General features: G+C 55.9%; 20 protein-coding genes and 1 tRNA gene. 14 read left to right on the top strand and 7 right to left on the bottom strand.

The window, feature by feature from the left end; translation table 11 throughout:
- Positions 1–402 precede the first annotated feature (402 nt).
- The 4 genes from N8E88_RS26330 to N8E88_RS26315 all read left to right on the top strand — a co-directional run bounded on the left by N8E88_RS26330 (position 403) and on the right by N8E88_RS26315 (position 6,578).
- On the top strand, positions 403–1,584 hold the full coding sequence (locus N8E88_RS26330; RefSeq protein WP_262293166.1) for an efflux RND transporter periplasmic adaptor subunit: 1,182 nt from the start codon (positions 403–405) through the stop codon (positions 1,582–1,584).
- Positions 1,581–4,745: an efflux RND transporter permease subunit gene (locus N8E88_RS26325; RefSeq protein ID WP_262293165.1), complete on the top strand. Its 3,165-nt coding sequence runs from the start codon at positions 1,581–1,583 to the stop codon at positions 4,743–4,745. Before N8E88_RS26330 ends, N8E88_RS26325 begins: the two co-directional genes overlap by 4 nt.
- A 177-nt stretch (positions 4,746–4,922) precedes the next feature.
- Positions 4,923–5,345: a hypothetical protein gene (locus N8E88_RS26320; protein WP_262293164.1), complete on the top strand. Its 423-nt coding sequence runs from the start codon at positions 4,923–4,925 to the stop codon at positions 5,343–5,345.
- 3 nt (positions 5,346–5,348) lie between these two features.
- The gene (locus N8E88_RS26315; RefSeq protein WP_262293163.1) at positions 5,349–6,578 is read left to right on the top strand and encodes an HlyD family secretion protein; all 1,230 of its coding nucleotides are present in this window, start codon (positions 5,349–5,351) and stop codon (positions 6,576–6,578) included.
- 114 nt (positions 6,579–6,692) lie between these two features.
- Here N8E88_RS26315 and N8E88_RS26310 read toward each other — a convergent pair whose 3' ends face one another.
- A complete protein-coding gene (locus N8E88_RS26310) occupies positions 6,693–9,002 on the bottom strand; it encodes a glycosyltransferase (RefSeq protein ID WP_262293162.1) in 2,310 nt (769 codons plus the stop codon).
- A 607-nt stretch (positions 9,003–9,609) separates the two neighbouring features.
- Here N8E88_RS26310 and rfbA point away from each other — a divergent pair.
- From rfbA to rfbD, 4 genes are read left to right on the top strand one after another with little or no spacing between them, the layout of a single operon-like run.
- The gene (rfbA, locus tag N8E88_RS26305) at positions 9,610–10,494 is read left to right on the top strand and encodes a glucose-1-phosphate thymidylyltransferase RfbA (RefSeq protein WP_262293161.1); all 885 of its coding nucleotides are present in this window, start codon (positions 9,610–9,612) and stop codon (positions 10,492–10,494) included.
- Positions 10,487–11,041 (top strand): dTDP-4-dehydrorhamnose 3,5-epimerase, encoded by a 555-nt coding sequence (rfbC, locus tag N8E88_RS26300; RefSeq protein WP_262293160.1) that lies wholly within the window; start codon positions 10,487–10,489, stop codon positions 11,039–11,041. The genes rfbA and rfbC overlap by 8 nt, the downstream gene beginning before the upstream one ends.
- A 15-nt stretch (positions 11,042–11,056) precedes the next feature.
- Positions 11,057–12,127: a dTDP-glucose 4,6-dehydratase gene (gene rfbB / locus N8E88_RS26295; RefSeq protein ID WP_262293159.1), complete on the top strand. Its 1,071-nt coding sequence runs from the start codon at positions 11,057–11,059 to the stop codon at positions 12,125–12,127.
- Entirely contained in the window at positions 12,124–13,011 is an 888-nt protein-coding gene (rfbD, locus tag N8E88_RS26290) for a dTDP-4-dehydrorhamnose reductase (RefSeq protein WP_262293158.1), read from the top strand. Before rfbB ends, rfbD begins: the two co-directional genes overlap by 4 nt.
- Positions 13,012–13,035: 24 nt before the next feature.
- Here the strand turns inward: rfbD and N8E88_RS26285 are convergent.
- The 3 genes from N8E88_RS26285 to N8E88_RS26275 all read right to left on the bottom strand — a co-directional run bounded on the left by N8E88_RS26285 (position 13,036) and on the right by N8E88_RS26275 (position 14,919).
- Positions 13,036–13,118, bottom strand: a tRNA-Leu gene (locus N8E88_RS26285).
- A gap of 113 nt (positions 13,119–13,231) precedes the next feature.
- Positions 13,232–13,807 (bottom strand): GDYXXLXY domain-containing protein, encoded by a 576-nt coding sequence (locus N8E88_RS26280; RefSeq protein WP_262293157.1) that lies wholly within the window; start codon positions 13,805–13,807, stop codon positions 13,232–13,234.
- The gene (locus N8E88_RS26275) at positions 13,804–14,919 is read right to left on the bottom strand and encodes a DUF2157 domain-containing protein (protein WP_262293156.1); all 1,116 of its coding nucleotides are present in this window, start codon (positions 14,917–14,919) and stop codon (positions 13,804–13,806) included. Before N8E88_RS26275 ends, N8E88_RS26280 begins: the two co-directional genes overlap by 4 nt.
- Positions 14,920–15,172: 253 nt before the next feature.
- Here N8E88_RS26275 and N8E88_RS26270 point away from each other — a divergent pair, with 253 nt between their 5' ends.
- Positions 15,173–15,319 carry a DUF1127 domain-containing protein gene (locus tag N8E88_RS26270; RefSeq protein ID WP_100001090.1) on the top strand — a complete coding sequence of 49 codons (147 nt, stop codon included), beginning with the start codon at positions 15,173–15,175 and terminating at the stop codon, positions 15,317–15,319.
- A 425-nt stretch (positions 15,320–15,744) separates the two neighbouring features.
- Here the strand turns inward: N8E88_RS26270 and N8E88_RS26265 are convergent, their stop codons facing one another.
- Positions 15,745–16,299: a hypothetical protein gene (locus tag N8E88_RS26265; protein ID WP_262293155.1), complete on the bottom strand. Its 555-nt coding sequence runs from the start codon at positions 16,297–16,299 to the stop codon at positions 15,745–15,747.
- 91 nt (positions 16,300–16,390) lie between these two features.
- Here N8E88_RS26265 and N8E88_RS26260 point away from each other — a divergent pair, with 91 nt between their 5' ends.
- The 5 genes from N8E88_RS26260 to trmFO all read left to right on the top strand — a co-directional run bounded on the left by N8E88_RS26260 (position 16,391) and on the right by trmFO (position 20,440).
- Positions 16,391–16,855, top strand: a complete 465-nt coding sequence (locus tag N8E88_RS26260; RefSeq protein ID WP_262293154.1) for a DUF1801 domain-containing protein — start codon at positions 16,391–16,393, stop codon at positions 16,853–16,855.
- Between the two features lie 44 nt (positions 16,856–16,899).
- Positions 16,900–17,304, top strand: coding sequence for a DUF1801 domain-containing protein (locus tag N8E88_RS26255; protein ID WP_262293153.1), 405 nt, complete (start codon positions 16,900–16,902; stop codon positions 17,302–17,304).
- A 233-nt stretch (positions 17,305–17,537) separates the two neighbouring features.
- Positions 17,538–17,822, top strand: coding sequence for a hypothetical protein (locus N8E88_RS26250; protein WP_262293152.1), 285 nt, complete (start codon positions 17,538–17,540; stop codon positions 17,820–17,822).
- A 175-nt stretch (positions 17,823–17,997) separates the two neighbouring features.
- On the top strand, positions 17,998–18,945 hold the full coding sequence (locus N8E88_RS26245; RefSeq protein WP_262293151.1) for an aldo/keto reductase: 948 nt from the start codon (positions 17,998–18,000) through the stop codon (positions 18,943–18,945).
- Positions 18,946–19,030: 85 nt separating this feature from the next.
- On the top strand, positions 19,031–20,440 hold the full coding sequence (gene trmFO / locus N8E88_RS26240) for a methylenetetrahydrofolate--tRNA-(uracil(54)-C(5))-methyltransferase (FADH(2)-oxidizing) TrmFO (RefSeq protein ID WP_262293150.1): 1,410 nt from the start codon (positions 19,031–19,033) through the stop codon (positions 20,438–20,440).
- A 142-nt stretch (positions 20,441–20,582) separates the two neighbouring features.
- Here trmFO and N8E88_RS26235 read toward each other — a convergent pair whose 3' ends face one another.
- Entirely contained in the window at positions 20,583–21,419 is an 837-nt protein-coding gene (locus tag N8E88_RS26235; RefSeq protein WP_262293149.1) for a phytoene/squalene synthase family protein, read from the bottom strand.
- Between the two features lie 128 nt (positions 21,420–21,547).
- Complete coding sequence (locus N8E88_RS26230; protein WP_262293148.1) at positions 21,548–21,937, bottom strand: Mth938-like domain-containing protein; 390 nt, start codon at positions 21,935–21,937, stop codon at positions 21,548–21,550.
- Positions 21,938–21,941 lie beyond the last annotated feature (4 nt).

Raw genomic sequence — 21,941 nt, 5'->3', positions numbered from 1 at the left:
TTTCTAACTCAACTTCGTTTTGTAGCATTGATTGTACCACACAATCCGGCACAAAGTTACGGAAGAAACAGTACCCTTACCGACTGGTCGCTCCCTTTACTTGCCTTACGTCTAAAAATCAATGGTAGAGCATTTGCAGTTGACGAAATTGCTTGTCACCAGCCGATTGCTACCCGCGATTGCAGGGTGACAACGAAATCGAACTGTGCAAATCTGCCCCCACGGGGTTTTGAGACAGATCGATTATGCCCACGCCCTCCCCGATAGTCGTCGTATATAAATCGGATCGAAGCCCTATGAACTGATTTGCAATATTAGATTGGTCGTCTGTGGAAACCTATCTTCAATCGATTGAGCAGATTGGTATTTTTCCCCGTACGACACACTGGAAGTCTCGTTGCCATGGAGGCCTATCCCTTGTCACGCGCGTTGTTTACAGCCTTAAAATTTGGTTTTACCGCCGCTACCTTGTCGGCATCGGCAGCCCTCGCCCAGGAAGCCGCAGCTCCGCCTCCTCCCCCGACTGTGACGGTTGCAAAGCCTGTCGTGCGCGACGTGGTTGACAGCGATGAGTTTATCGGACGATTTGAAGCCGTCGATCAGGTCGCCGTCCGTTCACGTATCGATGGCTATCTCGATACAGTTCACTTCACCGACGGCGCGTTGGTAAAAAAGGGCGATCCGCTTTTCACCATTGACCAGCGGCCCTATGTCACCGCGCTTGCGCAGGCAAAATCGTCGCTCGAAGTTGCCAAGACGACGCTGACTTACGCCGAGGCACAGTACAAGCGGACGGAGTCGCTGACCGGGAGCGGCACCCTGTCAGTATCGACGCTCGATGACCAGCGGCGCGCTTTCCTGGCGGGCCAGGCCAGTGTGGCTGGCGCTCAGGCAGCGGTCGACGGCGCAGAGCTCAACCTTAACTATACGCAGATAACCGCGCCGCAGGATGGCCGCATCGACCGCCGTCTGATTTCCGTGGGTAATCTGGTCAATGCCAATGACACGATCCTGACCACCATCGTCTCGCTTGACCCGATCGATTTCTATTTCGACGTCGATGAGCGCAATCTGCTCAACTACGCACGCACGGCGCGTGAGCGCGGAAGCAATTTGCAAGAAGGCGGAGGCGGCCTCGACGTCACCGTCAAACTCACAGATTCCAACGAACCGCCGGTCAAGGGCAAACTCGACTTTGCCGAAAATCGGATCGATGACGCAACGGGAACCATGCGGGTTCGCGCACGCTTCGCCAACCCCAATTTCATCCTGCAGCCAGGACTTTTTGGCCGCGTCGAAGTGGCTGCTTCGAACACCTACAAAGGTATCCTGGTTCCTGACGAAGCTGTCGGTTCGGACCAGAATGAACGCGTTGTCTTTGTCGTCGCTGAGGACGGCACTGTCACAAGCAAGCCAGTTCGCCCGGGTCCCACACTTTATGGCTACCGCGTCATTCGCGAGGGGCTGACTGGCGACGAAACAGTCGTCATCAATGGGTTGATGCGCGTTCGCCCCGGCGGCAAGGTTAAGCCCGAACTCGTCCAGCTTCCGCCAGAGGCAAAGACGGCGGAGGCCAGTCAATGAGGTTTGCGCATTTCTTCATCGATCGGCCGATCTTCGCATCCGTCCTTTCGATAGTACTGCTGCTTGTCGGCAGCATTGCCTACACACAGCTCCCCGTCGCCCAATATCCTGAAATCGCTCCGCCGACCATCGTGGTGCGCACGTCCTATCCGGGCGCCGATGCGGAAACCATTGCGAATACTGTGGCGACGCCGATCGAGCAGCAGATCAATGGCGTCGAGGACATGCTTTACATGTCATCCTATTCGACGGCTGACGGTTCGATGTCGCTGACCATCACCTTCAAACTCGGCACCGATCTCGACAAGGCACAGGTTCTTGTGCAGAACCGTGTCGCGATTGCTGTGCCGCAGCTGCCGGAAGACGTCCAGCGCAACGGCATAACCACGACGAAAAGCTCGCCTGACCTGATGATGGTCGTGCACGTGCTTTCGCCGGATAACCGCTATGATCAGCTCTACGCGTCGAACTATGCCAACACCCGCATCCGCGATGTGCTGCTGCGGCTCGACGGCGTCGGCGACATCACTATTTTCGGTGAGCGTCAGTATTCGATGCGCGTCTGGCTCGATCCGCAGAAACTGGCCGCCTACAGCATGACGTCGGGCGACGTCGTGCAGGCGTTGCGTGACCAGAACGTACAGGTCAATGGCGGTGAAATCGGCGGCCCGCCAACGTCTGGCACAGGCGCCTTTCAGTATACCGTCACGATGCAGGGCCGGTTCGAAGATGCGAGGCAATTTCGCTATGTGATCGTCAAGACGGGTGCAGACGGCCGGCTGGTCCAGTTGCAGGATGTCGCCCGTATTGAGCTTGGTGCGAAAGACTATGTGACCAACAGCTACCTCGATGGCAGTCCCGCCGTAGCGCTCGGTATCTTCAGCCGGCCCGGCACCAATGCGCTTGCAGCTGCTGCGACCATCAAGTCCACAATGCAGGAGCTTGCCAAGGATTTCCCTCCAGGGCTCAAATACGACATCGTCTATGATCCGACGGAATTCATCGCTGAGTCGATCAACGATGTTTACACGACGATCTTTGAAGCTGTGATCCTCGTCGCGTTGGTCGTGCTCGTCTTCCTGCAATCGTGGCGTACCGCAATCATTCCTATCGTCGCTATCCCGGTCTCGTTGATCGGCACGTTCGCCATTCTTCTGGCATTCGGCTTTTCGCTGAATATGCTGACCTTGTTCGGCCTCGTTCTCGCCATTGGCATTGTCGTCGACGATGCGATTGTCGTGGTCGAAAACGTGGAACGAAACCTGGCATCTGGCATGACGCCAAAGCAGGCGGCACATACCACCATGGATGAAGTGGGCACCGCTGTTATCGCCATCTCGCTGGTGCTCATCGCAGTGTTCGCACCTACGGCTTTCATTCCCGGCATTTCCGGCCAGTTCTACCTGCAATTTGCCGTAACGATTTCTGCGGCAACAGCGATTTCAGCTCTCAACTCGCTGACGTTATCTCCTGCCCTGGCAGCAATTATCCTGCGCCCGCACGATCACGCGGTTTCGAAAAATCCTCTCGCGCGCTTCGGGCGAGGCCTCGCAAACGGTTTCAACAGAGGCTTCGATAAAATGGCATCGGGCTATTCCTGGATCGTAAGACGGCTGGTGGGATCGACGATCGGCCTCCTTGCCTCGCTTCTCGTGTTCGTCGGCCTGCTTGGAGCCACATGGTACATCTCGAATCTGGTACCGCGCGGCTTCATTCCTCAGATGGACCAAGGGTACGCCATCGTGGTTGTCCAGCTGCCGGACGGAGCATCCCTCGCCCGCACCGACGCCGTGGTCCAGCAAGCCTCGAAGATTATCCGCGATATCCCCGGTGTCAGAAACTCGGTCGCCTTCGCCGGCTTCAGTGGCGCGACTTTCACCAATGCTTCGAATGCCGGCGTTGTTTTCGCGCCGTTCGAGTCATTTGACGAACGGATCAAGAATGGCCAGACGGCAACGTCGATCATTGGCCAGATTTATGGAAGTCTGCAGAGCATTCAGGAAGCTTTCATCATCGCGGTGCCACCGCCTTCCATTCGCGGTGTCGGCAACGCCGGTGGTTTCAAGATGCAGCTCCTCGATCGCGACAGTTCGGATATGCGCCGCGTTCTTGGCCTGGCCCAGCAGATGATGGGAGAAGCCAACCAGACACCTGGTCTTACCGGCGTCTATACGACGTTCTCTGCATCGAGCCCGCAATATTTCCTTGATATCGACCGCGACAAGGCTCGGGCATTGAACGTGCCTATTCCCAACATTTTTGAAGCGCTGTCGATCAATCTCGGCACGTCTTATGTGAATGATTTCAATGCTTACGGCCGTGTTTATCAAGTGCGCGCGCAGGCCGATCAGCAATTCCGCATGGATCGCGCGGACATTCTCGCGCTGAAGGTTCGCTCGGCGACCGGTGCGCTGGTTCCGCTGGGTACACTTGTCGAAATCAGGGATACAACCGGTCCATCGCTCGTGCAGCGCTATAATATGTACGTGTCGGTGCCGCTCCAGGGCAATTCTGCGCCCGGGGTTTCTACCGGTACAGGGCTCGACAAGATGGAGGAGCTTGCGGCGAAAACCTTGCCGCCGGGTACAACCTTCAATTGGACCGAGCTTGCATTGCAGGAGAGAAGCACGGGAAACACGGCGATACTGATTTTCGGCCTTTCCGTGGTATTCGTCTTTCTTGCACTGTCCGCCCAATATGAAAGCTGGATCCTGCCGCTGGCGATCATTCTGATCGTTCCGTTGGCTGTGCTGGCGGCGCTGATCGGGGTGGATCTGCGAGGTATGGACAACAATATCCTGACGCAGATCGGGCTCGTCGTCCTGATTGGTCTGGCGGCGAAGAACGCGATTCTCATCGTCGAATTCGCCCGGCAGCACCAGGAGGATGGTGCGACGCCGGTCGAAGCGGCCATCGAGGCGAGCCGCCTGCGTCTGCGTCCAATTCTGATGACCGCCTTCGCCTTCATCTTCGGCGTTGTCCCGCTGATGATCGCACAGGGACCGGGTGCCGAAATGCGCCAGTCGCTCGGTACGGCGGTGTTTTCTGGCATGCTCGGCGTGACGTTCTTTGGCCTGTTCCTGACACCGGTGTTCTATGTCGCACTCCGGTCGTTTGGCCGCAAACGTAAAGTGGCGGTGGAAGAAGCCCCCGCCCAGTAGCAAAAATGGCGCGAGGCCTCGAAAGCCTCGCGCCGCAAACAGCTACGCCCGCCATAGTTACTGTTACGTACTTTCTTCGAAATTCGTCAACATGCATGCTGCGCTTGCACGGACAGTATTGGCCGCGCGGGATGATTGGTCGATCGCGAACCATTGAGCAGTGGGGGAATGGGATAAATGGCCGACGCAGTACACCCGGCAGCGATAGAACATCTGCCGGTTTTTATCACCGCCCCCGGTCAATCCGACTGGCTGTTCAGTGGGGTGGTCGTGTTCCTGTTGGCAATGATCCTCATCGTCGGCAATTTCTATTTCCGACTGCATGCCCTGCCGGAGCAAATGGCGCATCGGGGGAAAAAGGTGCAAATGGAGATTGTGGCCGTCCTGGCGCTCATTTCCCTGTTTACCCATAACCATATCTTCTGGATCGCCGGCCTGTTGCTGGCGTTGATTGATTTTCCGGATTTCTCCTCGCCGATGGTCTCAATTGCGCAGTCGCTCGAGAAACTCTCTGGACGCGATAGAACCAGGGAGGATGAGGCAATAGTCTCCCCGCCAGAACCGGAACCGAAATCCGACACCGCAGGCGGGGGTATCTGAGTTATGTTTGAGCTCATTCTCTGTTCAATGCTCACAGTCTTTCCGGACTATCTTTACCGCCGCTATGTGCAGGGAAGACGTCTCGGCCGGGAGATTACTCTCTATACGGTATGGTATGAGCTGCGCTGGGGTATCACTGCCTGCCTTTTATTGACCGTTGCGTTGATTACAGTCATTTTTTATTTTCATCCTTCGACGAAAAACGTCACCGCGGTATTCCGGACAGTAACCATTCTCCCCGAAACCACCGGCCGTGTTGCCGAAGTGTTCGTCGGAATCAATACAAAGGTCGAAGCCGGAGCACCGCTTTTCCGGCTCGACAGTTCGGAACAGGAAGCGGCACACGAAACGGCACAACGCCAAATCGATGAGACCGTTGCCGAGACTGCGGTGGCACAAACGGAATTGGCGGGGGCAGATGGCCTCATTCAGCAGGCGCAAGGTGCATACCAGCAAGCTCTGGATGAACTCGCGACCAGGCAAGAGCTTTTGCGGCGCAGGGCGGACGTTTCGGTTCGGGAGGTGGAGCGATTGCAGATCACCGCTGACACCCGAAAGGGAGCGCTCGACGCCGCTATCGCCAACAAGCGGACAATAGAGACAAAACTTTCAACGCTGTTGCCTGCCCAGAAGGCGAGTGCAGAAGCGGCCCTTAAGCAGGCACAGGTGGAACTGGATAAAACCGTGGTCCGGGCCGGTGTGGCCGGAACGGTCCAACAGTTTACATTGCGGCCCGGCGATGTTGTTAACACAATGATCCGCCCCGCCGGGATCCTCGTCCCGCAGGAGGCCGGACGCGTCGCGCTGATTGCCGGTTTTGGTCAGATCGAGGCGCAGGTGATGAAAAAGGGCATGATTGCCGAAGCAACGTGTATCGGGAAGCCCTTTACGATCATTCCAATGGTGGTGACCGAAGTTCAGGACGTGATTGCGGCGGGACAGCTTCGGCCGACGGACCAGCTGATCGATGTGCAGCAACTTGCGCGGCCCGGCACGCTCACGGTCTTCCTGGAGGCGCTATATCCGGGGCAACTGGCGGGCATTCCGCCAGGCAGCAGTTGCATCGCCAATGCCTATACCAACAATCACGACGCGCTTGCAGCGAAGGATATCGGCACGGGGAAATGGTTGTTCCTGCACATGGTCGACACAGTCGCTGTCGTGCACGCGATGATCCTTAGAATGCAGGCTCTGATGCTCCCCGTCCAGACCTTGGTGTTGGGTGGCCATTAGCGATGAAGGAGCCGAACCTAGGTGGTTCGCTCAGCACGCCGTCATGCCCCAGCGCTGCATTTATGCTTTGCCGATCGCATCGCGAGAATGGGAATAACGAAGATATTGAAACATTCAGCGATCTGCATCGACAACGACAGCCGGCTCACGTTTTATAAGAGACATCAAGTAGAGGAGTAGTTCATCGGCCTGCTCATCGAAAGTTCGAATACGATCTTTGTACGGATTGGAATAATTCTTGAGAAAATTTCCATTTTCAATGATCCTTTCCATGGCCTTTCTTAAATGGACACTGTCGTTCGAAATCGGGATTACGTCTCCGTTTTCCCCGGGAACGACATCTTCGACGGCTCCTCCGGCGTCGGTAGCAATAACCCAAACATCGCGGATGAGCGCTTCCCTTACCGTCAGACCGAAGCTTTCTTTCCATTGTGAGGGAAAGAGGAGAACATCAATTCCGGAAAAGAACTCATCAATGGTGTCTTGTGTATAGGCCGGCACTATATGGACGGGATTGTTGGCGTTCATTCCGTTGGCGTCGATGCTGCTGTATCCGTGATTGAGAGTGTTGTCGACCAGTACCAATTCGATCCCGCATTCGGGAAGCGCGGAGAAAGCTTGACGAACCAGTTCATATCCTTTGATAGGAGTGGATCCACCTACATACCCGAACCGGATAGGTTTGGACGGAATGCGCTTATGCTCAGCAGAGGGAAGCTTTATGCCGTTTTTGTTCACAAATATCTGTTCGTCACGTAACCCGTTATACAGGTGAAGCTGCTTGAAAAAGTGGCTCGGAGAGATAAGTCCATCTGCCTGGAACAAGCCTCGTAGAACGATTGCCGTGCGCTGTTTGTTAAAGCTCTTGTCCAACACACAACGCGCGCACACGTCCGGATCGATCCGCGTCTGGAAACAATATTTACCCTCGCCTGTGACCATGAACTGGCGCTCGCACAGCCACCACGCATCGTGAAGGGTTATTGCATAAGGAATGCCTGCCGCCTTGCAAACCGAACCCAACGCCACACCCAAGGTTTGAATCGAATGCAACTGGACTACATCCGGTTTTATCGCGCTAAGAACCTCTTCGAAAACCTGGCCCATGGCCTCGTCTTCGACATCCATAAGGCGCGTCCGGATCACCGGCACCTTTACGGCGAAAACGGTGGCACCTTTGGCCTCGTAGCGAACCACTCCATAGTCAGGCGCACCGTCATTTGACCAGGAAGTGAAGACGTAGACTTCGACATTTTCCTTCTGTGCCAGTCGTTGCGCCATCTCCTCGGCCACTATCGTTGCTCCACCAAACGATTGCGGAGCAAAGTAGACATTGGCAAAAAGTATGCGTGTGACGTTTGATTTTCGGTTATTGAACCTTCTGATCAGCGGGCCCAGCTGCTGCTGTGCTATATAGTCTGGACTATAGGCCCGAAACACGCTTTCGAGAGCTTTCCCGGCCATCTCGGCGCGGAGCGCCTGATCGTCCACCAGCGCGAGCAGCTTGTGCTCCCATTCGTCAGGACTTGCTGCGAGAAAGCCTGTCTCACCGTCGACGATAGCGGATTTAAATGCATCTACAGGTGAACACACTGAAGGCAGGCCCAGAATCGATGCTTCAAGGAACTTGATGTTGCTTTTTGCATCGTTGAAAACAGTCTGTTCGAGCGGAGCTATCGAGATGTCTGCGTTGGCGACTTTTTCCAGATAACCGTCGAAAGTTGTAAATGGCAACCGCTCGATTCGGTTTGCAAGGTCGTCGAACCGCGGTTCAATGTTCAATTCGCCGATGATCCGAAGCCTGACGTTGGGCCGTTTGGAAAGTACGTTATAGATCGCCTCACTCGCCGACAAAAAGTCGATATCGTGGGTCTTCGTGCCGGAGCCGTAGACTATGATCACATCTTCTTGTGACTTGGTATATCGCTTGTTTGCGTCCCGGATTCTGTGTGCTGTTTCGAGTGTCTCGTCGTCGAGCGCATTTTCTATGACGTGTGCAGGTCTTCCCGTGGTTTCCGTCATCCATTTTGCAAGTATGGGTGTAGAGCCTATGCCTTCATCGCACAGCACGAGGGCGTCGCGATAAAGTTTCATGCCGGCAATAACGCCGGCTCGCATTCCAGGGTCGAGACGGTCGAGGTTTTTATTGGAAAGGTAGCCGTCCGGGTCGAATACGAGGTCGTCTACTTCCCAGAAAGTATGAACGCCAAGGCGCCTGGCCTCTTGAATTATCAAGATCACCTCAGGCGTTGCCGGAACCCTGTAGAATATTACCACCGGATAAGTCTGCAGAAGCGTCCGAACCTCGTCCAGATGCGTCCAGTCAATTATCTTGGTCGCGACACCTATTTTGCCAAACAGTTCCGCTTTCTGATCGACTCGATATTTTTTGCACTGGGGGATCGACATTTCTGCGACGATCAAAACGCGCGGTATCATGAAATTTGCGGCTGGTCGGCTTTGACTTTTGGGATAGAAAGTGGAATGCGCGTCTCTGTTTTTGTCATTCACCGTAGACAGCAAGGAAGTGCGGCGGTTTCCGATGAGCGCTCGTAGCTTGCCACTTCGTGTGAAACTGAGAATTCGCGATGTCGTTTTTTTCACGCCGAATACCCGAACGGATTCGACCAGCTTTCTGGTGGCAAAAGGCAGCGTCTCAACGAGAATGTGCGTAATACGAACAAATGCGCTCACGGCGCGCTTGAAACTCATGCCTTTACCAATCCGTCTACTGTTCGGTGGAAGGATATTCGAACTATCTGTCGGGCGCCACTAGCGGCCAAAATATACGCTCGTTCACTTTGGCCGCGGCTTCCAATGTTTTCCCTGTCGGTCGCTACTGCATCATTTCCCCGAGGATCAGAGACGTGCATTTTCCGTTGGTCGATATGCGACCGCCTGACGGATGTCAATTTAGCGGAGAACCATCAGCAAACTTCCATTGAGTGTTCAACGACACAGAGGTTGTCCAACACGTACGAATAGGCTAACGGTTCGACGGTATTTTCCATGGATTAGGATTTTCGATTAGATGAAGGGAATAATTCTCGCAGGTGGAAGCGGTACGCGTCTGTATCCATTGACCATCGCCGTGTCGAAGCAAATGCTTCCTATCTACGACAAACCGATGATCTATTATCCGCTGAGCGTGCTGATGCTGGCGGGGATACGCGACATCCTGGTGATTTCGACACCGCATGATTTGCCGCTGTTCCAGAAGCTTTTGGGGGATGGCCGCGATTTCGGCGTGAATTTTTCCTATGCTGAACAACCAAATCCAAATGGCCTCGCGGAGGCGTTCATTATCGGTCGGGATTTCATCGGAGATGATAGCGTCGCGATGATCCTTGGCGACAATATCTATTTCGGCGATGGTCTCTCCAAGCTCTGTCAACTGGCGTCATCCGGCGAAAAGGGTGGAACGGTTTTCGCCTATCACGTCGAGGACCCGCAACGGTACGGTGTCGTCGAGTTTGACAAGGCAACGGGCCGGGCGCTTTCCATCGAGGAAAAGCCCGCCAAACCGAAATCCAGCTGGGCTGTCACCGGCCTGTATTTCTATGACAATGAAGTTGTCGATATCGCGAGATCCATCAAGCCTTCCCACCGCGGCGAGCTGGAGATTACCAGCGTTAACAATATCTATCTTGAGCGCGGCGATTTGCGGGTCCAGCGATTGGGACGCGGCTATGCCTGGCTCGATACGGGGACGCACGATAGTCTGCACGAGGCCGCTTCTTTCGTGCGCACCATCGAACACCGCCAAGGCATCAAGATAGCCTGCCCGGAGGAAATCGGCCTGGAATGGGGTTGGCTGGACGCCGGACAGGTTCTGGAGCGAGCCGCGAAAATGGGCAAGACGGAATATGCTGCATATTTGCGCCGCCGCGCAGCTGAGGTCGGAAACGATGATTGAAATCACGCCTCTCGCCCTCACAGGCGTGTTCGAGATCAAGCCGCCCAAATTCGGCGATGACAGAGGTTTCTTCTCCGAAACCTATAATGCGCAAGCCTTGGCCAAAGCCGGGATCGATCTGCAGTTTGTTCAGGACAATCACTCTCTTTCGGCTGCCAAGGGTGTTCTTCGCGGGTTGCATTACCAGTTGCCGCCACGCGCGCAGGATAAACTGGTGCGCGTGGTAAGCGGCTCGATACTCGATGTTGTCGTCGACATCCGGAAATCATCGCCTACGTTCGGGAAATGGCTCGCACTTGAGGTATCGGCGACGAAATGGAACCAGATCCTTGTTCCAAAAGGCTTCGCACACGGGTTTCTGACTTTGGAGGAAAACACCGAAGTCATATATAAGGTGACGGATTATTATTCACCCGAACACGATCGCAATATCCGTTTCGACGACCCTTCCATTGGTATCGAATGGCCCTTCGAGGCCGCTGCTATTCAGCTGTCTGACAAGGACCGGAAAGCCCCCTTGCTCGATGGTGCCGATATTTTTCCCTGAGGAGCAATCAGTTTCATGAAGATACTTGTTACCGGCGGCGCCGGCTTCATTGGATCAGCGGTCTGCCGTCATCTCGCTGCCAACCCGAAGAACCATGTCGTAAATGTCGACAAGCTCACCTATGCGGGCAATCTCGCTTCGTTGCGCCAGCTCGAAAACTTTCCGAATTACAGCTTTATCAAGGCCGATATTTGCGACGATACGACGATCCTCGGCATCCTCCGCAGCGAGAAGATCGATGCGATCATGCATCTGGCAGCCGAGAGCCATGTCGATCGCTCTATCGACGGCCCGGCGGCATTCATCGAAACCAACATCATTGGCACATTCCGTATGCTCAATGCGGCGCTGACCTATTGGCGGGAACTTCCGGAGCCAGAGAGATCTGTGTTCCGCTTCCATCACATTTCTACCGATGAAGTGTTCGGCGACCTGCCCTTCGACAGCGGTATCTTCACCGAAGAAACGCCTTACGCGCCGTCGTCGCCTTATTCCGCTTCCAAGGCTGCGTCCGATCATCTGGTCCGGGCCTGGCATGAGACCTATGGCCTGCCTGTGGTGCTGTCGAATTGCTCGAACAATTACGGCCCCTTCCATTTTCCGGAAAAACTGATCCCGCTGGTCATCCTCAATGCCCTCGATGGCAAGCCCCTGCCGGTCTACGGCGCCGGTGCCAATATACGCGACTGGCTGTACGTGGAAGATCACGCCCGCGCATTGGAACTCGTCGTCACCAAGGGCAAACCCGGCGAAAGCTACAATATCGGCGGTCGCGCGGAACGGACCAATCTCAGCGTCGTCGAAACGATCTGTGATATTCTCGACAAGAAACGTCCTCGGAGCGGTAGCCGACGTTATCGTGATCTGATTACTTTCGTCACCGACCGGCCGGGCCATGATCGCCGTTACGCCATAGATGCCTCCAAGATAGAGCGGGAGCTCGGGTGGGCACCTGCGGAAACGTTCGAGACCGGCCTGGAGCGCACGGTCCAGTGGTATCTCGACAATGAGTGGTGGTGGCAGCCGATTCGCGGCGAGCGTTATGCTGGCGAGCGGCTTGGCGCAGCGAACAAAGGAGCGTCATGAGGATTGTCGTTACGGGACGAGATGGACAAGTCGTACGTAGCCTCATCGAACGGGCAGCACATCAGCCTTCAATCGAACTCATTGCTCTCGGGCGCCCGGAGTTCGATCTGACGCGGGCCGAAACCGTCTCCGAAACAATCTATGCCGCCAAGCCAGATCTGCTCGTCTCTGCGGCAGCATATACGGCAGTTGATCTTGCCGAGGACGAACCCGAGCTGGCACATGCCATCAATGCAGTCGGCGCGGGAATTGTGGCGCAAGCTGCTGCAGCGATCGGCGCCCCGGTAATTCACCTTTCCACGGATTATGTATTTTCTGGAGAGGGCGATAGGCCATATACGGAAACTGATCCGACCGGACCCCGCGGCGTTTATGGCCGGTCGAAACTCGAGGGCGAGTTGGCCGTCGCCGCCGCCAACTCCCGCCATCTGATCTTGCGGACAGCGTGGGTCTACAGCCCGTTCGGCAAGAATTTTGTCAAGACGATGCTGAGGCTGGCGGAAAGCCGCGACACCGTGTCGGTGGTTTCGGACCAATGGGGCAATCCCACATCGGCGCTCGACATAGCAGACGGTATTTTGCGAGTTGCGGATCGGCTGCGAACGGACGCAGCATTCGAAGCATTCGGCATCTACCATCTTGCAGGCACAGGCAATGCCAACTGGAGTTCGTTCGCCAGGGAAATCTTTGCCGAGAGCAGCAAAAAAGGCGGTCCTCATGCCGAGGTCAGGGACATTCTTACCGCCGACTATCCGACAAAGGCGGCTCGCCCGCTTAATTCCAGATTGTCGACGGACAAGTTCTTTGACGTTTTCGATTGGCGCGCGCCAGAATGGAACGTCTCCCTTGCGCCGGTGATAGACAAGTTGATCGAACAAAATTGAGTTGAATACGACGTCGGGGTAAGGTGGTGCGGATAGAGGGACTCGAACCCCCACGGTCTCCCGCCAGAACCTAAATCTGGTGCGTCTACCAATTTCGCCATATCCGCAGATGAAGCATAAGCCTCAAGCGCCGGTCCCTATATCACCCTCTCTTCTCAGGTCAAAGGAAAAAGCCCGGCTGGTCGCAGAATATATTGAATACAACGTTCAGTTCACGCGCTCAGTAAATCGGCTCTTCGTAGAGCACCGTGCCATTGTCCTTCAATGCGCGGATCTGCGCTTCTCCCGTGCTCGATACGGCGATCACCGCCTCGATCTTTCGTTCCTGTTGTTGAGCTTCGATCGCCCGTCCCTGACCTTCCGGCACGTAATAGCGCTCGATGCCATAGGTGATGCGGAGGGGGCTATAGGCCGCCGCTTTGGCAAAGCTGGACGTGCGGCCATGCAGCTGAACTTCGCCAGACGGCACGTCCTTGATCTCCTGCCAAGAGGCGCCAGCGAAGGTCCACACGCCCCCGTCACCCTCTTTCACAGTTACGTAGACATCGGCAGGTCCATCGGTTGCGGGGATCATTCCGCTGATCTTGCCGACTTCGATATTGGAGATGGCATAGCGAAGGGTGACATAGTCGCCGCGCAGAAAATCATGCGGATCGACAGGTTCGCTTTGCAATGTGATATCGGTGCCATCGCGCAAAATCGAAACATGCTGCTGGACCATGGCGTAGAGCACGCCCGACTGCATAAGCGCCACCGCAGCACCAAGCCAGAGGAGACGATTGATCTTTATCGTCATGGCGTTATCTGCCTTTTCTGAAGGCGTCGCTCCATGCGAATGACAAAGGCGGCGAGAAGCAAAACCAGCACGCCGGCGCTCAGGAAGAAGCTCGCGGTCCCGATCATCGTGCCGATAGTCTCGAAAGCCAGATAGAGAACTTCCAGTGAGAAAACCGTATAGGCAATCCACCGCACCGCCAGATTACGGTGGCCCGAAAGCACGAGACCCGCAATCGAGCAGCCGAGGATGGCAAATCCGATCAGGACCTGACCGGGAATCGCTTCATCGGCATAGTCATTGCTGGCGATGTCGAACTGGAAGAACAACAGCGCTACAAGCACCATGAAGAAGCCATAGGCGCCCAACGGCTCTGTCCAGCCGGTCATCCGGTCCAGGAGGCCGGGACGCACGGCGTCCATCATGAAACATATGGCGCCGATCAGCCCGGCCACCCACAAGACCGCAACCTCGTCGAGATCAATTCGGACAACAAGCACGTAAGTGATAAGCAACAGGGCGATAAGATGCTGGGCGGCCCTGCCCTTCGTGTACCAGATCAGCCCCGCACTGATGAACAGCAGGACCGGCACCAGCCACACATAATTGACAGGCTCGCCCGTGGACCGATCAAGCGAAGTGAACAGATAAATGCCTGTAATGGCGACGCCCGCTGAGACAAGCACCGGCGAGCGCAGAAACAATGCCGCAACCATCGTCCCGGCGACCCAGAGGAGCACAGCATCCGATACATCGCCGGACAAATGGTACATTTGGCCAATCAGCCCGATTCCGGCGCCAAACGTGATCGCGGCGATCAGGTACAGCGCCTGACCGAAGCGCCTGTCGCCGAGACTTTCCCGCCACGCGCCGCCCACATAACCGAGCCAAAGCACCGATATGATCAGGCCAACGCGAAACAGCCGCGGCATTGCCTCCCAATTGGCCGCGACGAGCGAGATGATCGCCGCTCCGAGAAGAACCGCACCGAGCACCGCAAGGATCCCTCCAAGGCCAAAGCCGGAGCGATGATCGTCGAGGTCTTTGCGAAGCCGTTCAGCGATGATCTCGTCGATCACCCCGTCCCGCTGCCAGCGCGCGATATGTTTCCTCAATCCAATGGTAAGTGCCACGGATGCTCCCTTGAGTCTTGTCAGGTGAAGGTAGCGCGACTGGCTGCAAAAACGCAATTGCACTGCGATGCGCAAATTCAACTCAAAATCGCCTCTGGTGCGCCGCAACAATTAATACGAATTAATGTTGCAATGCAGCAATTGCATAGCTGACCTGCAAACTTGGCTCTGCAACTTCAGGACGTCATCCACTATCTTCCACTCAACGATCAAGAGTGATCAATCAAACAAAAAAACCGAAGTGGTGAATGAAATGAACCTTATCCGCTCTTACAGCAACTGGCGCCGTTATCGTGACACGGTTTCCGAGCTGAACCGTCTGTCGACCCGCGAACTCAGCGATCTGGGCATTGCCCGTTCGGACATCCCGTTCGTCGCCAAGAAGTCTGCAGTACGCTAATCGAATACTAGGTCGTGAACTCATAAATCTGATGGAAATGGTAGGAGGCCATTTGTTCGGATACGAGGAGAAAAGGCGATGGCAATGTTTATCCATTGTCGAGCTTTTACGACAAAGTAGTCGGGCAAATGGACCCTATCCTGCGGACGCCGAAACGGCTGCAAGCTGCAGTGTCGAACCGCTCGGCCGGGGGAAGACCCCGCCCTTCACATCTCTCCTCGCATCTTCTTGCCGTTTCAGACGCCATTTCTACCAGATTTATGACTTCACGACCTAGAATATCGCCGGGCTTTACCTCCTCCCAAAGTTCCCGCGATCGAAGACCGGCACTCCTCCTCCCGGCCGGTCTTTACAAAACGACACCCACCGCACCTCCTCCCGCGGTGGGTGTTGTTGTTTCTGGCTCTGTTTAGACGAAATTTGTTCTATCTCTGCCCGCCATACCCCCGGCGGTGCCATTCCGACAAAAGCATCACATCAGGCGGTCCGCCTCCCGGTTCATACCAGGAGTCGACGGCCCACGACGTTCCAGAATCATCCTTGAGAACGGAGGTAAAATGCGGATAGCGGCCGTCGATGAAGCTTCCGCGCGAATCTCTTCTTGCAACGCGATGATGGTGCAATAATCCAGCGCCTTGCAGGTAGCGGAGAAAATGATCCGTATTGGTCGACTCATCGACACAATCCATCTGACCTTTCTCGCGGCCCTTGCCGAAATCCATCTTCGGCCGGTCAATCACCCCGATCACAGCAACGCTGCGCCGCTCGAATACTTGCACCGCACGGCGAACGGCAGCGCGCTCGGCCGCAGGCGAAGCGCGTCCTCCCGCCATGATGGAAGCAATCCGCGAGCGATCCGCCGGTGTCAATGCCACCCGCGTCTGAAAGGTACAGCCATAGCCGTGGCAGACACGGAAACTTTGCGCCTCGGCATGCCCGCATAAAGCGGCGAACAGAAAAAGGGCTAAACACCGGAGCATGATACGCATTGTGCGACTGTAGCGGGACCTGTCCTTGAAACCTACAGGATTCGCTGTTTATGGTTGCCGCACCAAAAGTGGAGGAATCAACATGAAAACAAGAGAGAGCGAAAATTCTTCCTTGCATGCCAAAACCAAGAGCCCGGCGGCATCCACACAGCCGGTCCTCCTCTCAGGCGGCAATCCTCAGATCGCGAAGGGCTACGGCGACGCCCCGGTGCAGGCCTACATCGCCGCCATGCCGGGCTGGAAAAGCGACCTCGGTCGCTGTCTCGACGCGCTTATCGTGCGCACCGTTCCCGGCGTGCAAAAGGCGGTCAAATGGAACTCGCCCTTGTATGGGTTGGAGGAGAAGACCTGGTTCCTCAGCTTTCATTGTTTCACGAAATACGTCAAGGTCACCTTCTTTCGCGGCACGTCACTCAGTCCTGTCCCGCCCGGCGCATCCAAGCACAAGGAAGTGCGGTATCTCGATATTTATGAAGGCCAGTTCGATGAAGCGCAGTTCGTCGACTGGGTAAAGCAGGCGAGCCAACTGCCCGGCGAAAGAATGTGAGCGCGAGCTGCGTGCGTGACAACCACCAAGAGGGAGGGATACCAATGAAGAAGAGTGATTTGAAAGACGGAGAAGGAGGGCACTCACCCTCTCAGCTGATCGATGCGAGAATCAAGGAACTGAGCGACTGGAGGGGCAAGATGCTCTCCCATGTCCGCGCGCTCATCCACCAGGCCGACCCGGAAGTGGTCGAGGAATGGAAGTGGCGAGGCGTTCCGGTCTGGTCTCACAACGGCATAATCTGCACCGGCGAGACCTATAAGAGCGTGGTGAAGCTGACTTTTGCCAAGGGCGCTTCGCTTGACGATCCTTCCGGGTTATTCAACTCCAGCCTTGAAGGCAACACGAGGCGCGCTATCGATTTACGTGAGGCTGAGGAAATCGATGAGAACGCATTCAAGGCACTCGTAGGCGCCGCAATCACGTTGAACAAGTCAAAGGCCCGTTAGCCTGAATGCAGGGTCCAGCTTGATATTGGTGTGCGAATAGCTTCTCCACCCGTGCGAAGCCATTTGCTTACGTCTATAGATTTCCTCGGTCAAATATCCTATTCGGGGTTGTGTCGGGCCCCAGAGGCAATGTAATTTGCCGCCTTGGTATGGTCTTACTTTCATTGGAGCATTTAAAACAGAGTGATGTTTGATTTTGGTCATTAGGCTAATAAATTAAGGGGATTCTCACAATGTCCAACGCCGTTTCAGGTTCATTCAATACTTCCAAAAATCTCTCCAAGACCCGAATTCTACTGTTTATAATTCCAGTGGTTGCGCTCGCGGCATGCGCCTCTCCCGAAAAGAAGTGGGTGCATAGTGAAGAACCTGTCACACCTGCAGACAAGGACATGGTGCAATGCAAATACCAGGCCGCCGGTTCGACCGCCGCCCTAGCCGCCGACACTGCTGCCAGGAGCAAAGAAGAGGCCAATCTTGTCAATGCATGCATGCGGGCAAAGGGCTATAAGCAATAGCACGCTAGGCATCTGACCTTTTTCAGACTCCCATCGAGCATGGCGGCAAACGAAGTAGTGCGACCGCTGCCAGTCCCTCGTAACTCGCCTGATAGTGATTTACGTCAGGCTGGAAACATCTGGAAATCAGGCCTACAGTCGCGATTCAGCGGTAGTCTCCCGGAGTAGAAAATACATGGAAAAACGTCGTCTTGGCCGCAAGGGCCTGTCCATTGCGCCATTGGTTTTGGGCGGTAACGTCTTCGGCTGGACGGCCGACAAAAGGACCTCCTTCGATCTGCTTGACCGTTTCGTCGATGCCGGTTTCAACGCGATCGACACGGCGGATGGCTATTCTCGCTGGGTGCCCGGACATGAAGGCGGTGAGTCCGAAACAATCATCGGCGAATGGGTCAAATCGCGCAATGCCCGCGACAAGGTCGTTATCATTACCAAAGTCGGCTCCGACATGGGCCAAGGCAAGAAGGATCTGTCTGCCGCTTATATCGCCAAGGCAGTCGAGGCATCGCTAAAACGGCTGCAGATCGATGCGATCGATCTTTACCTGTCGCATTGGCCTGATCCTGATACGCCTTACGAGGAAACACTCGGCGCCTACCAGAAGCTGCTGAGAGAGGGAAAGATCAAATCAATCGGCGCTTCCAATCTCGATGCGGACCAGCTTCGGGCGGCGATCGATGTCTCGGAAACAAAGGATCTGCCGCGTTACAATGTGCTGCAGCCCGGCTACAACCTCTACGATCGCAGCGAGTTCGAAGGCAAATTACGCGACCTCTGCATCTCCGAGAATATCGGCGTGATCACGTATTTTGGGCTCGCCAAAGGTTTTCTTTCTGGCAAATACCGCAGCGAAGCCGATTTGGGTAAAAGCCAGCGCGGCGACGGCATCAAGCAGTATCTCAACCCTCGCGGGCATCGCATTCTCGCTGCATTGGACAAGGTGTCTGCGAAACACAACGCCAGGCCGGCCGAAGTTGCAATTGCGTGGATCATCCAGCGCAAGGGCGTCACGGCACCAATTGCCAGCGCCACCTCCCTCGAACAGCTGGAAAGCCTTATCCGTGCCGCAGCACTGAAGCTCGACAGCAACGACGTGGCGGAACTCGACCAGGCCAGCGCCTGATCGTTCAAATTATCAAAGCCCCGCTCGAGTAACTCGCGGCGGCTTTTGCATTGAAGCGCGGCGCCAAAAAGTCTATTGGAGGCGCATGTCACACAAACCAGTTCATATTGTTGGCGGCGGTCTCGCCGGTTCCGAAGCATCATGGCAGCTTGCCGAGGCGGGTATTCCCGTCATCCTGCATGAGATGCGCCCGGTTCGCGGCACCGACGCGCACAAGACAAAAGATTTGGCCGAGCTCGTTTGTTCCAATTCTTTCCGCTCGGATGACGCCGAAACCAATGCGGTCGGCGTGCTGCATGCGGAGATGCGCCTCGCCAATTCACTCATCATGGCCGCTGCAGATGCGAACCAAGTGCCGGCCGGTAGTGCTTTGGCTGTCGATCGCGATGGCTTCGCTGCGGCCGTCACCGCCCGCATTGAAGCGCATCCCCTGATCACCATCCAGCGCGAGGAAATCACCGGCCTGCCGCCCGCTGACTGGGACAAGGTCATCATCGCCACGGGCCCGCTGACTGCGCCATCGCTTGCCGAAGCCATCGGCAAGGAAACCAGCGCGGACGCCCTGGCCTTTTTCGACGCTATTGCACCAATTGTCCATTTCGATTCCATCGATATGGATACCTGCTGGTTCCAGTCGCGCTATGACAAGGTTGGACCGGGCGGCAATGGCAAGGACTATATCAACTGCCCGATGACCAAGGAGCAGTACGAGGCGTTCATTCAAGCGCTTGTCACAGGCGACAAGACCGAGTTCAAGGAATGGGAAGGCACGCCCTACTTCGACGGCTGCCTGCCGATCGAGGTAATGGCCGAGCGCGGGCCCGAAACATTGCGCCATGGCCCGATGAAGCCGATGGGGCTGACCAATGCACACAACCCGACCGTCAAGGCCTATGCTGTGGTTCAGTTGCGGCAGGACAATGCACTCGGGACGCTCTATAATATGGTTGGATTCCAGACAAAATTGAAATACGGCGCCCAAACCGACATCTTCAGAATGATCCCGGGGCTGGAGAACGCCGAGTTTGCACGTCTCGGTGGGCTGCATCGCAATACATATCTGAATTCGCCGCTTCTGCTCGATCCGACCCTGCAGCTCAAAACCCGGCCGGGCTTGCGTTTTGCCGGCCAGATCACCGGGTGCGAGGGCTATGTTGAATCCGCCGCCATCGGTCTGCTGGCGGGCCGGTTTACCGCGGCTGAAAGGCTGGGCCAGGCCTATACGCCTCCACCCCTGACGACGGCTTTTGGCGCTCTCCTCGGTCATATCACCGGCGGGCATCTCGTGACAGATGAAGAACCGGGCAAGCGCTCGTTCCAGCCGATGAATGTCAATTACGGCCTGTTTCCGCCAATGGAGACGCCGAAGATTGAAGGCAAGCGTCTGCGCGGCAAGGAGAAGTCGAATGCCAAGAAGCGCGCCATGAGCGCGCGTGCGCTGGCCGACTGCCGGATTTGGCTCGGCCTGCCGGCAATTGCAGAAGCGGCGGAATAGTTGTGCGTGGTTCGACAGGCTCACCATGAGGGCGTGGTGAATTGCCAGAGTGCCAGGATCGCCAACGCTGGGTTCTGAAGCGCACTACATCCCTCTTGGTGAGCCTGTCGAACCACGCACTGAACACAGCAAACTCAAGATACTAGCGCGTTGAAGCCCTGAACATCGCCCATTGGCGGCGAAGCGGCGAGATGTCGGCAATTTCTGTGGCGGCATTCAAGCCACTGGCTTTCAGCTTCTTCAGATATACCGGAGCCATCGCTGCTGGCAGATAGGCCGGGCGAAGTGTCGCCGGCAACGTCTTCATAGCCGTTTCGAATTTTGCGAGATGATCCCCGGCGAGCGCGATCATCGCGTCGATCGCACGTGTGACCGCTGATTGATCGGAGCCGTCCAGCAACATAGTCCCACTGCAGCCAACGGTCGCCAGAATATCGGCGGGGATGTATATCTGACCACGGCGGCGGTGCAGTGGCAACAGACGCAGCAGGCCGGTGATCGCCTGCGCTACACCGGCATGGCCAGCCACGTTGGCGTGTTCAGGTGCCTTGGCGGCATCCAGGATCAAGGAGGCGAGTTGGATAAGCGCCGAAGCTGTCTCGCCGCAATATCCCTCCAGGTCGTTGCGGCTTGGCATCGGGTCATTGTAGAGGTCGAATATCCGCGCCTCACAATAATTGTCGAAGGCAGCACGGGGCAATTCATACGTTTTGATCGCATCCAATAGCGCTGCGGCGACGGGATTTCCCGACGTCTCACCAAGCGCTGTTCCGTTGATGAGATCGCGCCACCATTGCAGCCGGATTTCACCCGGCAACGGATCATGAATCAGATCACGAATACGGGCAATTTCGGTGTTGAAAGCAAAGAGCGCTGCCAATGCCCCGCGCTTGTCTTCCGGCGCATACAGCACTGAAAGATAGCGGTCCGCATCGGCATCCCGCAACAATTGCAAGCAGTGGGTTTCATTGGCGTTCATAAGGCCGCTCTCGATTTGGGTCTGGCGAGATTCTGCGTCAGGGCGAGACGAAAACAGTGGTTTCCGAGCACCGGAGCGGAGAAAAGCGCCGTTTGCAGGCCGCCTTGACGCGAAATATCGACAGAGCTTCAATCCACTGCAATCAACGCCGCGGCCACTGCGCGATCCTCCGCCAACAACACATTGTAGGTCCGCACTGCTGCACCGGTGCTCATAGGATCGGACGATATACGGTGCTTGCGCATTTCATCGCGAAGCTCCTGCGGCAGCCGCCGCAAATCAGTCCCCGTCCCCACCAGTAAAATTTCGATATCGGCGGCCTGTTCTAGTACAAGCGAGAAATCGGCGATCGTCAGCAGTGGCAGGGTTTTCGGCTCCCAGCCATGAATGCCGGATGGGAGACAGAGTATGGAACCGCGATGCGACATGTCCGCGAAGCGAAAGCCGCCATTGCCATAGGCATCGATGGGTGCACGCCCCGGAAAGTGCGCATCCCGAATTTCAATGCCTTTGACCAATTAA

The sequence above is a fragment of the Phyllobacterium zundukense genome, from assembly GCF_025452195.1.
Lineage (GTDB): Bacteria > Pseudomonadota > Alphaproteobacteria > Rhizobiales > Rhizobiaceae > Phyllobacterium > Phyllobacterium zundukense_A.
Note: the sequence above shows the minus strand (reverse complement) of the source record. Positions and strands in the feature narration are given on the sequence as shown.

Bases quoted from the DNA above. Each gene is read 5' to 3' on its own strand.
- rfbC (WP_262293160.1), top strand. From the start codon at position 10,487: ATGATTGAAATCACGCCTCTCGCCCTCACAGGCGTGTTCGAGATCAAG.
- N8E88_RS26330 (WP_262293166.1), top strand. From the start codon at position 403: ATGGAGGCCTATCCCTTGTCACGCGCGTTGTTTACAGCCTTAAAATTT.
- N8E88_RS26315 (WP_262293163.1), top strand. From the start codon at position 5,349: ATGTTTGAGCTCATTCTCTGTTCAATGCTCACAGTCTTTCCGGACTAT.
- N8E88_RS26280 (WP_262293157.1), bottom strand. From the start codon at position 13,807: ATGACGATAAAGATCAATCGTCTCCTCTGGCTTGGTGCTGCGGTGGCG.
- N8E88_RS26325 (WP_262293165.1), top strand. From the start codon at position 1,581: ATGAGGTTTGCGCATTTCTTCATCGATCGGCCGATCTTCGCATCCGTC.
- N8E88_RS26320 (WP_262293164.1), top strand. From the start codon at position 4,923: ATGGCCGACGCAGTACACCCGGCAGCGATAGAACATCTGCCGGTTTTT.
- N8E88_RS26260 (WP_262293154.1), top strand. From the start codon at position 16,391: ATGAAAACAAGAGAGAGCGAAAATTCTTCCTTGCATGCCAAAACCAAG.
- N8E88_RS26270 (WP_100001090.1), top strand. From the start codon at position 15,173: ATGAACCTTATCCGCTCTTACAGCAACTGGCGCCGTTATCGTGACACG.
- N8E88_RS26255 (WP_262293153.1), top strand. From the start codon at position 16,900: ATGAAGAAGAGTGATTTGAAAGACGGAGAAGGAGGGCACTCACCCTCT.
- N8E88_RS26245 (WP_262293151.1), top strand. From the start codon at position 17,998: ATGGAAAAACGTCGTCTTGGCCGCAAGGGCCTGTCCATTGCGCCATTG.
- rfbD (WP_262293158.1), top strand. From the start codon at position 12,124: ATGAGGATTGTCGTTACGGGACGAGATGGACAAGTCGTACGTAGCCTC.
- N8E88_RS26250 (WP_262293152.1), top strand. From the start codon at position 17,538: ATGTCCAACGCCGTTTCAGGTTCATTCAATACTTCCAAAAATCTCTCC.
- rfbA (WP_262293161.1), top strand. From the start codon at position 9,610: ATGAAGGGAATAATTCTCGCAGGTGGAAGCGGTACGCGTCTGTATCCA.
- N8E88_RS26265 (WP_262293155.1), bottom strand. From the start codon at position 16,299: ATGCTCCGGTGTTTAGCCCTTTTTCTGTTCGCCGCTTTATGCGGGCAT.
- trmFO (WP_262293150.1), top strand. From the start codon at position 19,031: ATGTCACACAAACCAGTTCATATTGTTGGCGGCGGTCTCGCCGGTTCC.
- rfbB (WP_262293159.1), top strand. From the start codon at position 11,057: ATGAAGATACTTGTTACCGGCGGCGCCGGCTTCATTGGATCAGCGGTC.
- N8E88_RS26235 (WP_262293149.1), bottom strand. From the start codon at position 21,419: ATGAACGCCAATGAAACCCACTGCTTGCAATTGTTGCGGGATGCCGAT.